This is a genomic window from Pseudomonas sp. 6D_7.1_Bac1, assembly GCF_025465945.1.
GTDB lineage: Bacteria > Pseudomonadota > Gammaproteobacteria > Pseudomonadales > Pseudomonadaceae > Aquipseudomonas.
Genome location: NZ_JANLNW010000052.1, coordinates 113,395 through 127,014 on the forward strand (window position 1 = coordinate 113,395; position 13,620 = coordinate 127,014).

Sequence of the window (13,620 nt, forward strand, 5' to 3'; positions counted from 1 at the left end):
GTCAGGGCCTAGAGCCGTTTTGCGTCAGAGGTCCGGATCCCTCCGTGAAGTTCAGAAGAATTTTCGCCGGCCTCTGGCTTATTCCTTGCAGAAGTCGGTACTGTGCGCGCAAAGAACAATGATCTGCGGGGGCGTACATGAAGGTGCTTTGGGGCTTGGGGAAGTGTTTGACCCTGTTGTTCTGGCTGGTAATGCTGGTCAATCTGATCAGCCCGTTGATCAGTCCGTTTCATCTGATGGTCAATCTGCTCGGTTGCCTGCTGCTGATGACCCATTTTGTGGAACTGGTGCTCTATAACCGCAACCTCAACGAGCGGGCTCATCCGTGGCGTGATCGCTTGCAGATCCTCGTCGTCGGTATCTTCCATTTGCAATCCATTGCGACCCCTTCAGCTGCGGAGGTCCGCCATGCGTAAGCTCTGCCTGCTCGCGGTCTTGATCAGCCCTTTGGCGATGGCTCAGGTGGTCACCGTCGAGACCAACTCATTGCTGCGTTTGCCCAATACCGCCAGCACCTTGCAGCTGGAGCGCCTGGAAGTCGCCGACTATGGCACGCTGCTGATCCCCTCCAATGTGACCGAACTGAGCGTTGGCGAGTTGCGCCTGGGGCGTGAGGCGCGGATCGCTATCGTCCCCAGCGAGCAAAGCCTGGAACTGAAGATCAGTCGTGCACAGCTTTCCAGCGGCAGTCAGATCACCTCTCGAGGCGCACCGGGGACCTACCTCAAGGCTGCTCGCGCCGGGCGAAACCTGAACGTGCGGATTGCTTCGCTGAACGCTCCCGAGTTGTCGGTAGATGCACGCGGTGGAGCTGGTGCGCCGGGTTACGTGGGGCTCGATGGGGCTAACGGTGAGGAACCGGGCTGCACCTGGGGCCAGGCCGGGCGTGGGTCTGATGGCGATAATGGTGGCGATGGTCATGCCGGGGCACCGGGTGCGCAGGTGCGTGTGCAATTGCCGCGTGATTACCCGGCGCAGCAGATCAAGGTGTTGGTCGACGGTGGCGCCGGTGGCGTGGCCGGTGCCGGTGGCAAGCCGGGTGCGGGCGGCAAGGCCAAGGGCTGTTTTGTTTACAGTACCGACGGCGGCAAAAGCGGTCGAGCGGGTGCACAAGGTCAGCCAGGCCCTGCCGGAGCGGCAGGTGCGGTGACGGTGCAGCGGTTGTAAAGACTGGCGAGTAACCCTGTGGCGAGGGAGCTTGCTCCCGCTCGGCCGCGAAGCGGTCGTAATCCGGCAAACGCGCTCCACCTGAATATTCGTGGCGACTGATATCAGGGTCGCTTCGCAACCCAACGGGGGCAAGCCCCCTCGCCACAAAAGCCCTCCGGAACAGAGTTATCCCTAGAACATCGGCCGAGCTGAAGCCACTGCCACCAGCAACAACCCCAGCAGCAGATTGATGCCTACCAGGCGCCGAATCGTGCCCAGGGTCGCCGCACCCGTCGGCCAGTCCTCGGCCAGCACCGCGTTACGCAACTGCGGCAGCTTCAACGCCTGAATGCGGATAAACAGCGCAGTCATCACCAGATACAGCCCCATCATGATCTGCACATAACGCGGCGCGGTTTCAAAACCGCTGAAGCGCAGATGAATCAGTCCGACGCCACTGATCGGCAAGATCACCACGGCGATCCAGACCCAGACAAAAAAACGTTGAAACACTTCTACCCACAGCCTGAGTCGCGCAGGCCCTTCAAGTGCCTTCATCGCCGCGGGGCGCAGGACCATCCAGGCGAAAAACATGCCGCCGACCCAGATCAGGGCGGCCAGTACATGCAGGGTGTAAATGAGGGCGAAAGGTGTCATCGGGGTACTCCGTTCTGCGCGGGATTAATTAGCGGGGTATGATAGCGGTCGATCTAGGGGGCGTTCTCAATTAGTTTCCACACCGCGCCGAGTCTGCTGCTGTGCAGGGCAAGGCGCGAGAAGCGTGGTTTGGTCATTCCAAATAAGCTTCGAGCAACGCAGCCCTGCACAGCAGCAGGCCCGGCCCTTCGGGTTGTGCCTTAAAGCGGGCCAGGCTGCGTTGCAGGCCTTGGAAAGGGAGCAACCATTCCCAGCGGCCTGCGCCTTGCCTGGCCCGCTTTAAGGCGACAACGCGGCGGGGAAACTAATTGAGAACGCCCCCTTAACCACTGAAAATTTACCCAGCGTTTTTTGCGCCCGACAATCCATGATCAGCACCGAACTTAAAACCACGATCCAGGGCGCCTACTCGCGTTTTCTCGAAGCCAAGAGCCTCAAGCCGCGTTACGGCCAACGCCTGATGATCGCCGAAATTGCCAAGGTCCTCGGTGACATCGACACCGACGACGAAGGCCGGCGCAGTGGCGACCCCGCGATTGTCGCGGTGGAAGCCGGCACCGGTACCGGGAAAACCGTGGCCTACAGCCTGGCGGCCATTCCAACCGCCAAGGCTGCTGGCAAGCGTCTGGTGATCGCCACCGCCACCGTCGCCCTGCAAGAACAGATTGTCTACAAGGACCTGCCGGACCTGATGCGCAACAGCGGGCTGAATTTCAGCTTCGCGCTGGCCAAGGGCCGTGGCCGCTACATGTGCCTGTCCAAGCTCGACATGCTGTTGCAGGAAGGCCACGCACAAACCGCTACTGCGCAGCTGTTCGAAGAAGAAGGCTTCAAGATCGAGGTCGATGAAGCCAGTCAGAAGCTGTTTACCAGCATGATCGAAAAACTTGCCGGCAATAAGTGGGACGGCGACCGCGACAGTTGGTCCACGGCCCTCGAAGATGCGGACTGGGCGCGCCTGACCACCGATCACAGCCAGTGCACCAACCGTCATTGCCCCAACTTCGGTCAGTGCGCCTTCTACAAGGCCCGCGAAGGCATGGGCAAGGTCGACGTGATCGTCACCAACCACGACATGGTCCTGGCCGACCTGGCCCTGGGTGGCGGTGCCGTCCTGCCGGACCCGCGAGACACCATCTACGTGTTCGACGAAGGCCATCACCTGCCTGACAAGGCGATCGGCCACTTCGCCCATTACACCCGTTTGCGCTCCACCGCCGACTGGCTGGAAGCGACCGCCAAGAACCTCACCAAATTGCTGGCCCAGCACCCGCTGCCCGGCGATCTGGGCAAGCTGATCGAGCAAGTGCCGGAGCTGGCCCGCGAGATCAAGACCCAGCAACAGTTCATGTTCACCGCCTGCGAGCAGGTCGCCGAGTTCAAGCCCGGCGAAGACGTCGAGGGTCGTGAGCGGCCGCGTCATCGCTTCGTTGGCGGAGTGATTCCCGAGCATATGCGTGAGATGGGCATCGAACTGAAGAAAGGCTTTTCACGCCTGACCGACGTCTTTACCAGGCTCACCGAACTGCTCAAGGAAGGTATGGATGGCGAGGTCAACATCGGCATCGCCAGCAATCAGGCCGAAGAATGGTATCCGCTGTTCGGCAGCCTGTTGTCCCGTTCTCAGGGCAACTGGGAGCTGTGGACGGCATTCACCACCGAAGACCCGGAAGACAACCCGCCGATGGCGCGCTGGCTGACCCTGGCCGAAAGCGGTTCGCTGTTCGACATCGAGGTCAACGCCAGCCCGATCCTGGCGGCGGAAATGCTCCGACGCAATTTGTGGAATGTGGCTTACGGCGCACTGGTCACCTCGGCCACCTTGACCGCACTTGGCACCTTCGACCGTTTCCGCATGCGTGCCGGTCTGCCGAAAAAAGCCGTGACGGCCGTGGTGCCGAGCCCGTTCCATCATGCCGACGCCGGCGTGCTGCGGGTCCCGGACTTGCGCGCCGACCCACGGGACGCGGCGGCCCACACCGCGGCGATCATCCGCGACCTGCCAGAACTGGTCGAAGGTTCGCGCGGCACGCTGGTGCTGTTTTCTTCGCGCAAACAGATGCAGGACGTGTTCGATGGCCTGGACCGTGATTGGCGTAAGCAGGTGTTCATTCAAGGCAACCTGTCGAAGCAGGAAACCCTGAACAAGCACAAGGCGCGGGTCGATGGCGGTGATTCCAGCGTGCTGTTCGGCCTGGCGAGTTTCGCCGAGGGTGTCGACTTGCCGGGCGCTTACTGCGAGCACGTGGTGATCGCCAAGATTCCGTTTTCGGTCCCGGACGATCCGGTTGAAGCCGCATTGGCTGAATGGATCGAAGCCCGCGGCGGCAATCCGTTCATGGAAATCTCCGTGCCGGACGCTTCGCTCAAGCTGGTTCAGGCCTGCGGGCGCCTGCTGCGTACCGAAGAGGACCGCGGCACCATCACCTTGCTTGACCGGCGACTGGTCACGCAACGCTATGGCAAAGCGATCCTCAATGCGCTGCCGCCGTTTCGCCGCGAAATATCTTGAGACACGGTGGGCGAAATCGCCCGCTTCGTTGTCTATCCCCCGTCACCGATTCCACACAGGCCGTTCACTGGTCGTTAGGGAGAACCTGGTTCATATGATTCGCCGTTCGTTACCCGCTGTTTTTGCCCTGGTATTTGCTGCGCCCCTGTTGGCGGCTCCTGCCGGACAACAGACGCTGTTCAACTTTGTCCGGCCTGCCGATGTGGTCCAGGTGGCAACCCAGGACGCCAGCCTGCCGCAGTCCAATGCGGAGCAAACGGCCGAAGGTGAAGTGCTGCGCCGGGTGACCTTCAACCCGGCAGCGCAACCGAATCTGCGCCTGACCCCGCAAACCGGCGCCTGGGACTGGTCGCAGTCCGGTGTCATGAGTTTGCGCATCCAGAGCGCGATGAACTGGGCCGTGACGCTCTACGTGAAAATCCAGAGCAATGACGGCAAGACTCTGGTCAGCCGCATCGATCTGCCAGCCGGGCCTGCGCAAACCTTGCTGGTTCCCCTGACACCAAGTTCACCGCTGAGCCAGGGCATGAAAGCCGGGCCGCCGATGCCGATCACCGTTGAAGGCCAGCGCGTTTTGCTGGCCAGCAGCGCAGGTGAGCTGGATCGCAGTCAGGTGGTGTCGGTGACGTTGTCGATGGATCAGCCAAAAGTCGCTCAGAGCATCATGCTTGAGCGCTTCGGTGTGCAGGACGGCGAAGCGGTGTTCAAAGCTGCCTACGGTTCGTTGGTGGACGCTTATGGTCAGTCCACTCGGGCGAAATGGCCGGAAAAAGTCGGCAGCGACGAGCAGCTCAAAGCCGCGGCGAATAAAGAGCAACAGCAACTGAAAAACTGGCTGGCCGAGCGCGAGCGCTCATCCCTGGACAAGTTCGGCGGCTGGAGTAAAGGCCCGGGCTTCAAGGCCAGCGGCTTTTTCCGCACGGAAAAGCGTGACGGTCGCTGGTATCTGGTGACGCCGCAAGGCCACCCGTTCTATTCCCTAGGGGTCAATACGGTCACCGCCGACACCAGCCAGACCTATGTCGCCGGGCGCGAAGCCATGTTCGAGTCGTTGCCCGCTCACGACGAGTCATTGGCCAGCCACTACGGTGAAGGCGACAACCGCAGTGGCAACGGTGCCGATCACGGCCGGGGGTTCAATGCCGGTCGCTGGTATGATTTTTACGGTGCCAACCTGCAGCGCACATATGGCCAACCGTGTGCGCAGGTGAGTGAAGCCAAGGCAGACGAAGCCAAGGCCGACACCACCGCAACGCCGTGTGCATCCCATGTATTCGACGAAAAGCGCTGGACCGGTCATACCCTCGACCGCTTGCAAGCCTGGGGTTTCAATACCATAGGTGACTGGAGCGCTCCGGCGCTGGGTCTGAATGACCGTGTGCCGTACACCTTGCCGCTGTCCATCGTCGGTGATTACGCCAGCATCAGCACCGGTACCGACTGGTGGGGCGGTATGCCCGACCCGTTCGACCCGCGTTTCGCCATGGCCACCGAGCGTGCTGTGGCCATTGCTGCACGCGATCATCGCGACGACCCGTGGCTGATCGGTTACTTCGCCGATAACGAACTGGCCTGGGCCGGTCCCGGCGATGACCCGAAGGCCCGTTATGCCTTGGCATACGGCACCTTGAAAATGACCACCGACGTGCCGGCCAAACGGGCGTTTCTCAAGCAACTGCGCGATAAGTACCGTAACCAGGCGGGGCTGTCGAAAGCCTGGGGCATTGATCTGCCCGCTTGGGAATTGATGGAAGACCCGGGTTTCGTGCCGCCGTTGCCGAGTCCGGAGCACCCGGAAATCGAAGCCGACTTCAAATATTTCCAGAAAGTCTATGCCGACACCTACTTCAAGACCATTGCCGATTCGCTTAAGTGGCACGCTCCCAACCACCTGCTGCTCGGTGGCCGGTTTGCCATCAGCACCCCTGAGGCCGTCGAGTCCTGTGCGCAGTATTGCGACGTTCTGAGCTTCAATATGTACACGCTCAAACCTCAGGACGGCTATGACTTTGCCAGGCTGCAGGCGCTGGACAAACCGGTGCTGATCACCGAATTCAACTTTGGTTCGCGTGATCGCGGTCCATTCTGGGGCGGTGTGACTCAGTTGGCGAAGGAAGAGGATCGCGGGCCGGCCTACGCCAATTTCGTCAAACAAGCGGTGAGCGAACCGTCGATTGTCGGCGTGCATTGGTTCCAGTACCTCGATCAACCGGTAACCGGCCGTCTGCTGGACGGTGAAAACGGTCATTTCGGTTTGGTCGGGATCACCGACCTGCCGTTTCAGGGCTTTGTCGAGAGCGTGCGCAAGGCCAACTTGCAGGCCGTTGATCAGCTCGGCAAAGCAGCCGAGAAGGCCAAGGCCGAAGCCGATAAAGCCGAAAGTGTTGGCCATGAAGGTGAGAGCGGAAAAAAAGGCCACGACAACAACGGCGTCGAGCAGGGCGGGCATGCCGGTGGACATTCGGGTAATGGCCACTGATCGCGGATTAACGGTGCCATACTTTTCGCAGGTGCTCGGCTCTTACCTGCGAAGAGGCTCTGGCAAGTGTCGGATATTTCTGAATAATTCTCGGTAATACAACCGCTTGGCCCAATTCTGTTCCCAAATCCTTCAAGGGCTGGAACAATGCGGTCATTGTGTCGAGACGTTCGTCTGGGGGAGTTGCGGGTGCAGATTCAGGGTCATTACGAGCTTAAATTCGAAGCGGTGCGCGAAGCTTTCGCGGCACTCTTCGACGATCCCCAGGAACGTGGCGCGGCGTTGTGCATTCAAATCGGTGGCGAAACCGTTGTCGACCTCTGGGCCGGTACCGCCGACAAGGACGGTAGCGATGCCTGGCACAGCGACACCATCGCCAATCTGTTCTCCTGCACCAAGACGTTTACCGCTGTTGCCGCCCTGCAACTGGTCGCCGAAGGCAAGTTGCAGCTCGACGCGCCGGTCGCCAGGTACTGGCCGGAGTTCGCCGCTGCGGGCAAGGAAGCGGTCACGTTGCGCCAGTTGCTCTGCCATCAGGCCGGTCTGCCGGCCCTGCGCGAGTTACTGCCGCCAGAAGCGCTCTACAACTGGCAAACCATGGTTGACGCGCTCGCCGCCGAAGCCCCTTGGTGGACGCCGGGTGAAGGCCATGGTTATGCGGCGATCACCTATGGCTGGCTGGTCGGGGAGTTGCTGCGCCGCGCTGATGGCCGTGGTCCGGGCGAATCGATCGTGGCGCGTGTTGCGCGACCGCTGGGGCTGGATTTCCATGTCGGCCTGGCCGATGAAGAGTTTCATCGCGTGGCGCACATCTCACGCAGTAAAGGCAATGTTGGTGATGCGGCGGCTCAGCGCTTGCTGCAAGTGACCCTGCGGGAGCCGACGGCCATGACCACCCGGGCCTTCACCAACCCGCCGTCGATCATGACCAGCACTAATAAGCCGGAATGGCGTCGTATGCAGCAACCAGCGGCCAATGGCCACGGCAATGCCCGCAGCCTCGCCGGGTTCTACAGCGGTCTGCTTGATGGCAGCCTGCTGGAAAGCGAGATGCTCCAGGAGTTGACCCGCGAGCACAGCCTGGGCGAAGACAAGACTTTACTGACCCGGACCCGTTTCGGTCTGGGTTGCATGCTCGATCAACCGGACGTACCCAACGCAACCTTCGGCCTCGGCCCTCGGGCGTTTGGTCATCCGGGTGCTGGCGGCTCCATCGGTTTCGCTGACCCGGAACACGATGTGGCCTTCGGTTTTGTGACCAATACCCTTGGGCCATACGTGTTGATGGACCCGCGTGCGCAGAAGCTTGTGCGGGTTTTGGCCGCTTGTCTGTAAAGGGTGGCTGCAAGGCATTTTTTTGAAAAAAAATTGCCCAAAGGTCGCGGGGCGAAACCCTGTGGCTTCTATAGTTTCAAAGTGTCTGTTTATACGGGTCGTTGCGACCCACAGCTTTCTATCTCATTTTGTGGATATCCCCCATGTCACCGAACAAATCTCTAGCCTTGGCACTGTGTCTCAGCATTACTGGTTGCGCACAGACCCCACAAAATGATGCAGACGGTGGCCACTGGTGGTCATTCGGTTCCGATTCGGACAAGGTCGCGAACAAAGACGCTACCAAGCCGGACGTTAAACCGGACGCCAAGGCGGCTGAAGCCGCTGCCGCCGCCAAGGCCAAATCGACCGTAAGTGCTGCTGCGCCGGCCACTTTGGCCGCAGTGCCAGGCACCTCGGCTGCCGCAGCTGCCAAAGCCGATAGCGAAAGCAAATGGTGGTGGCCGTTTGGCGACCAGCCAAAGGCCATAACCAAGGCCGATATCAAAGATGTGCCAATGCCTGATCCGAAAATCACCCAGGCCTGGCTGGACGACTACGAACCACGTCTGCGTGCTGCCGTTCAGGGCAGCCGCCTGCAAGTAGAGCGTCGCGAGAGCGTGTTGGTCGTGGTGGTCCCGGTGGATGACGCCTTCAACCCGAAACGTCCGACCATGTTGCTGCCTTCGGCCCTTGGTGAGTTCACCAAGGTGTCCAAGCTGGTTGAAGGTGATACCAAGACTTCCGTGCTGGTACTGGGCCACGGTGACAACACGGGGACGCATGAAGAGACTAAACAGCTGAGCAAGGACCGTGCGACTTCCGTTGCGTCGATCTTCAGTCTCAGTGGCTTGAAGCAAGATCGTCTGATGTTGCGTGGTATGGGTGACTTGATGCCGCGCGCCGCCAATGACAGCGCCCAGGGCCGTGCCTTGAACCGTCGCGTGGAAATCATGCTGACCCCGCGCACCACCATGCTGGCGTTGCTGAACAAGTACAGCCAGCCGACTCCACCGGCAGTGGAAATGGTTGCAGCGCAGACCGCGACGCCTGCAGCGCCAGCCGTGGCCGAGAAAAAAGCGACGTCGAAGAAAAAAGGCGCTGCCTCGAAAAAGGCACCGGCGAAGAAAGCTCCGGCCAAAAAACATCCGGCCAAGAAGCCTGCTGCAGACAAAGCGGATACCGCGGCAAAAAGCACCAGCGGCCAGTAATCAGGCCAGGAACTGACTGATCAAGCACAAGGAAAACGCTATGCCCCGGACTCTGGCTGATATGCGTCGTGACTACACTCGCGATGGTTTGACCGAGGCTCACGCCCCGGCCGAGCCGTTCGCGCTGTTTCATCAGTGGTTCGCTGAGGCGGTGAATACCGAACAACCGCCGGTCGAGGCCAATGCCATGACCCTGGCCACTGTCGATCAGGACGGTCGCCCGCATTGCCGGATCCTGTTGCTCAAGGGGCTTGATGAGCAGGGCTTTACCTTCTTCACCAACTACGAGAGCGCCAAAGGTCAGCAGCTGGCGGCCAATCCGTTTGCTGCCATGACCTTCTTCTGGCCAACCCTGGAGCGCCAGGTGCGCATCGAGGGGCGGGTGGTGAAGGTCACGCCGCAGGAATCGGATGCCTATTTCCAGGTGCGCCCGCTGGGCAGTCGCTTGGGAGCCTGGGCGTCACCGCAGAGCCAGGTGATTGCCGATCGTGCCGAGCTGGAAGGGTTGCTCAAAGCCACTGAGCAGCGTTTCAGCGATAGCCAGCCGGATTGCCCGGAACACTGGGGCGGCTATCGTTTGTTGCCGGAACGTATCGAGTTCTGGCAAGGTCGAGCAAGCCGTTTGCATGACCGTCTGAACTATCGCCTGCAAGACGCTAACTGGCGTCGCGAGCGCCTGGCACCGTAAACCGGTTACCTGGCGAGGTAGGTGGCTGCGGCTGCCTCTAGCCACTGTGGCAGGTCCCGGCGCTTGATTCTCTGCTGTCGGGCACTGCTCAGTTGTTGCAGCATGAAAGCCCTTTTCTGCTCGTCTTTGCCGGCAAGTGCCAGCGCCAGATCGCGGTCCATCCAGCGTTTGATCCGTACGTACAGCCACCCATGGAAGTACAGTCCGGCAACGGTGGTGACGACAATGATGAAGTAATCCATCGAAATCCTTGGGGCAGTGGCGCAGATTCTGTATTTTGGCGCTACTGTGTGATGAATTCTCAAGTGCGACTGTACTGCACCTGAATGAAACCAATTTTATCCGGGCGGTGCCGTGACAGGCGTCAGGCTGCGGAGTTTAATGAATACCTGTCCTATGGAGTTGATGCTATGCGTAAGTCTGTTTTGTTGGTTGCTTCTTTTTCTACGATGGCGATGTTACTTACCGGTTGCCAATCGAGCCTGAGCGGTGACTCCTACTCCCGTGACGAAGCACGTCGGGTGCAGACGATTCGCATGGGTACCATCGAGTCCCTGCGTCCGGTGAAAATCGAAGGCACCAAAACCCCGATTGGCGGCGCAGCCGGTGCAGTCGTTGGCGGCGTCGCCGGCAGTTCCGTTGGCGGTGGCAAAGGCAGCATCGTCGCTGCGGTGATCGGCGCAGTGGCTGGCGGTCTGGCAGGTTCTGCCATCGAAGAAGGCGTGACCCGTACCCAGGGCGTGGAAATCACCGTTCGCGAAGACGACGGCAGCATGCGCGCCTACGTCCAGGAAGTTCAGCCAAACGAAGTGTTCCGTGTTGGCGAACGTGTGCGTATCTCCACCGTCGGTGGCACCAGCCGCGTTTCGCACTAAGTTTTACGCGGTTAAAACAAAACCCCGATCAGGTGACTGGTCGGGGTTTTGTGTTTTTGGCCCTTAAAGCAGTGGTTGCTTAAGAACTAAGCACCGCGTTCTTGCGACTGGCCCCGGCCATCAAGGCGTAGCCGATCAACGCGGCAAGGATCGAGCCAGTGAGGATGCCCATGCGGTCCATGCCGGCGTATTCGCTGCTGCCGGGTACAAAGGCCAGAGAACCGACAAACAGGCTCATGGTGAAGCCGATACCGCAGAGAATCGCCACGCCGAGTACCTGAGCCCAATTGGCACCAGCGGGCAGGCCAGCAATGCCGATCTTGACGGCCAGCCAGGTCAGGCCGAACACCCCGACAGTCTTGCCCAGCAGCAGACCCGCAGTAATACCCATCGGTACGTGGTGGGTGAAGCTCTCAAGGTTGACACCCGCCAGTGAGACGCCGGCATTGGCGAAAGCGAACAGCGGCAGGATACCGAAGGCCACCCACGGGTGCAGGGCATGTTCCAGGCTCAGCAGCGGCGATGTCTCGGCGTTTTTCGTTCGCAACGGGATGCAGAAGGCCAGGGTCACACCGGCCAGCGTCGCATGGACACCGCTCTTGAGCACGCAGACCCAGAGGATCAGGCCGATGATCATGTACGGCCCGAGCTTGACCACGCCGAGGCGGTTCATCGCCACCAGCGCAACAATGCAGGCTGCGGCCAGCATCAACGACAGGGTCGACAGTTCGCCCGAGTAGAAGATCGCAATGACGATGATTGCACCCAGGTCATCGATGATCGCCAGGGTCATCAGGAACAGCTTCAGCGACACCGGTACACGCTTGCCGAGCAGGGCGAGCACGCCAAGGGCAAAGGCAATGTCGGTGGCCATCGGGATGGCCCAGCCGCTCAGGGCGGGCGGGTTGTCCTTGTTGAGGAACCAGTAGATCAGCGCCGGCACGACCATGCCGCCGATGGCCGCCGCGCCAGGCAAGACGATCTGCGAGGGTTTGGACAGATGGCCTTCAAGGATTTCGCGTTTGACCTCAAGGCCGATCAGCAGGAAAAACATCGCCATCAGGCCATCGTTGATCCATAACAACAGGGGCTTGGCGATTTTCAGGGCGCCGATCTGGGCGACCACGGGAGTGTCCAGCAGGCCGTTGTAGAGCCAGGACAGTGGTGAGTTGTTGATGATCAGGGCAAGAGCTGCGGCGGCAATCAATAACAGACCGCTGGCAGCTTCCAACTGAAAGAAACGCGTGAAAGTGCTACGCAGAGGCAAGGTCGCTCTCCATTTATCGATTCAAAAGGTGAACCACCCTAACCCGTACGGTTAGTTGTTAAAACAAAAGTTATATTCTTTTTTGTTATATGTCGTTACAAAGGCCGGCGGACTGAGCCTAGCAGTTGGCTGGCGTATTGAACCTCAGCTGTACCTGTGCGTTATGTAGGTTTTTTCCTAAGCTTACTGATTGAGCCTTTCGACAAGGTCAATCCGTTGCCTGTTGTCACCGTCAGGTTTCCCTACGCCTAATCGATTCAACGAGAAAAAAGACCATGAGCGACAACCGTCAGTGGGCCCGCGAAGCCATCCGGATCATCGAAGCCGACTTCCAGCGTAGCGCCGATACGCACCTGATCCCTTTGCCACTGCCGGGATTGCCGGGCATCGAGTTGTACTTCAAGGATGAGTCCAGTCACCCTACCGGCAGCCTCAAGCATCGACTGGCGCGTTCGTTGTTCCTCTATGCGTTGTGTAACGGTTGGCTCAAGTCGGGGGCGTCGGTGATCGAGGCATCCAGCGGTTCGACGGCCATCTCCGAGGCGTATTTCGCACGTTTGCTCGGCTTGCCGTTCATTGCCGTGATGCCGGCCACGACCTCCCGGGAAAAAATTGCGCAAATCGAGTTCTACGGCGGCAAAAGCCATCTGGTGCAGGATCCGACGCAGATCTACGCAGAGTCTGAACGTTTGGCGCGGGAGCACGACGGCCATTTCATCGACCAGTTCACCTATGCCGAACGCGCCACTGACTGGCGAGCCAACAACAACATTGCCGAGTCGATCTTTCAGCAGATGCGTTTCGAACGTCATCCTGAACCGAGCTGGCTGATTTCCAGCCCTGGCACGGGCGGCACTACCGCGACCTTGGGGCGCTACGTGCGTTATCGCCAGCATTGCACCCGCGTGCTGTGCGCCGATGCCGAACGTTCGGTGTTCTTCGAGTATTACCAGACGGGCGATGCGAGCCTGCGCCTGGATTGCGGTTCGCGGATCGAAGGTATTGGACGGCCACGGGTCGAGGCGTCGTTCTTGCCGAAAGTTATCGATGCAATGGTCAAGGTGCCGGACGCGCTGTCGCTGGCGGCCATGCACTATCTGGCGCAGCGCTTGGGTCGGCGGGTGGGTGGTTCCAGCGGGACTAACCTGATCGGTGCCTTGATGGCTGCTCAGGAGATGGTGACGGCGGGGGAGAGTGGCTCGATCGTGGCGATTTTATGCGATGGCGGTGAACGCTACGCGACCACCTATTACGATCAGAACTGGCTGAAGGCTCAGGGGTTCGAGTTGAGTGGTCTGATCGAGGCTGTTGCGGCCAGTGTCGAACGCGGCGAGCCGTTGCCGGCCAGCGTGTTGCGCGCAAACATCTGAGATCGCTCAGGCGCGGAACACTCCTGTGGGAGCGAGCCTGCTCGCGATGACGGTACGGCATCCAACATCAATGTTGACTCGTCCACCGCTATCGCGAG

At 60.1% G+C, this 13,620-nt stretch carries 12 protein-coding genes; 9 read left to right on the plus strand and 3 right to left on the minus strand.

Translation table 11 applies throughout. From position 1 onward, the window contains the following. Window positions 1–137: 137 nt before the first annotated feature. The gene (locus tag NTD87_RS13575; RefSeq protein ID WP_262114452.1) at window positions 138–416 is read left to right on the plus strand and encodes a DUF1145 domain-containing protein; all 279 of its coding nucleotides are present in this window, start codon (window positions 138–140) and stop codon (window positions 414–416) included. Further along, the gene (locus NTD87_RS13580) at window positions 409–1,167 is read left to right on the plus strand and encodes a collagen-like protein (RefSeq protein WP_262114453.1); all 759 of its coding nucleotides are present in this window, start codon (window positions 409–411) and stop codon (window positions 1,165–1,167) included. The genes NTD87_RS13575 and NTD87_RS13580 overlap by 8 nt, the downstream gene beginning before the upstream one ends. 174 nt (window positions 1,168–1,341) lie before the next feature. Here NTD87_RS13580 and NTD87_RS13585 read toward each other — a convergent pair whose 3' ends face one another. Next, entirely contained in the window at window positions 1,342–1,806 is a 465-nt protein-coding gene (locus NTD87_RS13585) for a CopD family protein (RefSeq protein ID WP_262114454.1), read from the minus strand. Between the two features lie 367 nt (window positions 1,807–2,173). Between NTD87_RS13585 and dinG the strand changes: the two genes are divergently transcribed. The 5 genes from dinG to pdxH all read left to right on the plus strand — a co-directional run bounded on the left by dinG (window position 2,174) and on the right by pdxH (window position 10,010). Further along, window positions 2,174–4,318 carry an ATP-dependent DNA helicase DinG gene (gene dinG, locus NTD87_RS13590; protein WP_262114455.1) on the plus strand — a complete coding sequence of 715 codons (2,145 nt, stop codon included), beginning with the start codon at window positions 2,174–2,176 and terminating at the stop codon, window positions 4,316–4,318. 94 nt (window positions 4,319–4,412) lie between these two features. Further along, window positions 4,413–6,797: a beta-galactosidase gene (locus NTD87_RS13595; protein WP_262114456.1), complete on the plus strand. Its 2,385-nt coding sequence runs from the start codon at window positions 4,413–4,415 to the stop codon at window positions 6,795–6,797. 189 nt (window positions 6,798–6,986) lie between these two features. After that, window positions 6,987–8,132, plus strand: coding sequence for a serine hydrolase domain-containing protein (locus NTD87_RS13600; protein WP_262114687.1), 1,146 nt, complete (start codon window positions 6,987–6,989; stop codon window positions 8,130–8,132). A 143-nt stretch (window positions 8,133–8,275) separates the two neighbouring features. Continuing rightward, window positions 8,276–9,322, plus strand: a complete 1,047-nt coding sequence (locus NTD87_RS13605) for an OmpA family protein (RefSeq protein ID WP_262114457.1) — start codon at window positions 8,276–8,278, stop codon at window positions 9,320–9,322. A gap of 40 nt (window positions 9,323–9,362) precedes the next feature. Then, window positions 9,363–10,010, plus strand: a complete 648-nt coding sequence (gene pdxH, locus NTD87_RS13610) for a pyridoxamine 5'-phosphate oxidase (RefSeq protein ID WP_262114458.1) — start codon at window positions 9,363–9,365, stop codon at window positions 10,008–10,010. Window positions 10,011–10,015: 5 nt separating this feature from the next. Here pdxH and NTD87_RS13615 read toward each other — a convergent pair whose 3' ends face one another. Beyond that, complete coding sequence (locus NTD87_RS13615) at window positions 10,016–10,252, minus strand: hypothetical protein (RefSeq protein ID WP_262114459.1); 237 nt, start codon at window positions 10,250–10,252, stop codon at window positions 10,016–10,018. A 168-nt stretch (window positions 10,253–10,420) separates the two neighbouring features. Here NTD87_RS13615 and NTD87_RS13620 point away from each other — a divergent pair, with 168 nt between their 5' ends. Then, the gene (locus NTD87_RS13620; protein ID WP_262114460.1) at window positions 10,421–10,885 is read left to right on the plus strand and encodes a glycine zipper 2TM domain-containing protein; all 465 of its coding nucleotides are present in this window, start codon (window positions 10,421–10,423) and stop codon (window positions 10,883–10,885) included. Between the two features lie 79 nt (window positions 10,886–10,964). On the opposite strand, the gene nhaA is transcribed toward NTD87_RS13620, so the two are convergent. After that, entirely contained in the window at window positions 10,965–12,152 is a 1,188-nt protein-coding gene (nhaA, locus tag NTD87_RS13625; RefSeq protein ID WP_262114461.1) for a Na+/H+ antiporter NhaA, read from the minus strand. Window positions 12,153–12,427: 275 nt separating this feature from the next. Here nhaA and NTD87_RS13630 point away from each other — a divergent pair, with 275 nt between their 5' ends. Then, entirely contained in the window at window positions 12,428–13,522 is a 1,095-nt protein-coding gene (locus NTD87_RS13630) for a PLP-dependent cysteine synthase family protein (protein ID WP_262114462.1), read from the plus strand. Window positions 13,523–13,620: the final 98 nt, after the last annotated feature.